Consider the following 1412-nt stretch of genomic DNA (forward strand, 5'->3'; position numbering starts at 1 on the left):
CGTCGCCGGGACGGCGCGGCCCCACGAGCGCCGGGCGGGCGTCGCCGGTGACCTCGCCGATGAGCGTCACGAGCTCACGCACCGAGACCCCCTCGCCGCGGCCGATGTTCACCGTCAGGTCACCCGGCGCGTCGGCCGTGGCCAGCCGCCGGGCCGCCGCGAGATGCGCCTCGGCGAGGTCGGCGACATGGATGTAGTCGCGCACGCACGTGCCGTCCGGCGTCGGGTGGTCGTCGCCGAAGATCCGCGGGGACTCCCCGCGGGTGAGCCGGTCGAAGACCATGGGGACGACGTTGAAGACGCCGGTGTCCGCAAGCTCCGGCGCGGCGGCGCCCGCCACGTTGAAGTACCGCAGGCACACCGTCCCGATGCCGTGCGCGCGGCCCGCGGCCCGCACCAGCCACTCGCCCGCCAGCTTCGTCTCGCCGTAGGGACTCAGCGGCGCGCACGGGGTGTCCTCGGTGATGAGGTCCACGTCCGGGTTGCCGTAGACCGCCGCGGACGAGGAGAAGACGAAACGCCGCACACCCGCCCCGGCCACGGCGTCCAGGAGCGTGGCGAGCCCGCCGACGTTCTCCTGGTAGTAGCGCGCGGGCTGGGCCACGGACTCACCGACCTGCTTGCGGGCGGCCAGGTGCACCACGCCCGTCACCGCGTGCTCGGCGAGGACCCGCTTCAGCAACTCCCCGTCCAGGGACGACCCCTGGACGAGCGGGATGCCCCCGGGCAGCCGTGCCGGGACGCCGGCCGAGAGGTCGTCGAGCGCGAGCACGCGCTCCCCGGCTCCGGCCATGGCCCGCGCCACATGTGCCCCGATGTACCCGGCCCCGCCGGTGATCAGCCATGTCATGGACGCACACCCTATGCCGGTCCGGTCCCGGCCTGTCCCGTGTCCGCCTCCGGCCCGCCTCCTTCGCGGCCCGGGGCTATGCCGGTAATTGCGCCGGAATGGTCCGTGGTTTGTGGGCCGGGCCCCGGATCCACGATGATGATCTCGGCGGACGCGCCGATCAGAACCTGTTGATCGGACCGTGAACGGGCGGTGAACGGCCGCTTCCCATCATCCGATAGCCTCTGCCGACATGCCGCCCGGCCGTCCCCGGCCCGGGGCGCACCCCCACCACGCACCCGCCCGGCGTCCCGCACGCCGGAACCCAGAGGAGTGAGTTCGTCTGCCGACCGCCATCCTCACCGGACAGCCGGTACCCGGATCGTCGCTGGAGGGCGATCTGCGGTCGCTCGGCTTCGACGTGCGGGCCGCCGTCGACGCGGCCGACGCCGAGACCCTCCTCGCCGCCGTCCCCGCGGACCAGCGGGTCGCCGTGGTCGACGCCCGCTTCGTGGGACACGTCCACGCGCTGCGGCTCGGCCTGACGGACCCCCGCTTCGAGGCCGCCGCGATCCCCGGCGCC

Annotated in this window: 1 protein-coding gene and 1 pseudogene; one reads left to right on the forward strand and one right to left on the reverse strand. The window is 74.4% G+C overall.

The features are described from left to right. Window positions 1-850, reverse strand: an 850-nt coding sequence (galE, locus tag HO151_RS01090) for a UDP-glucose 4-epimerase GalE (RefSeq protein WP_173894271.1), incomplete at its 3' end; no start/stop codon positions are given. Between the two features lie 322 nt (window positions 851-1172). Between galE and HO151_RS07110 the strand changes: the two are divergent. Next, a pseudogene (locus HO151_RS07110) lies at window positions 1173-1412 on the forward strand (CDP-alcohol phosphatidyltransferase family protein); the annotation flags it as partial.

This window comes from Streptomyces sp. 8P21H-1, from assembly GCF_013302945.1.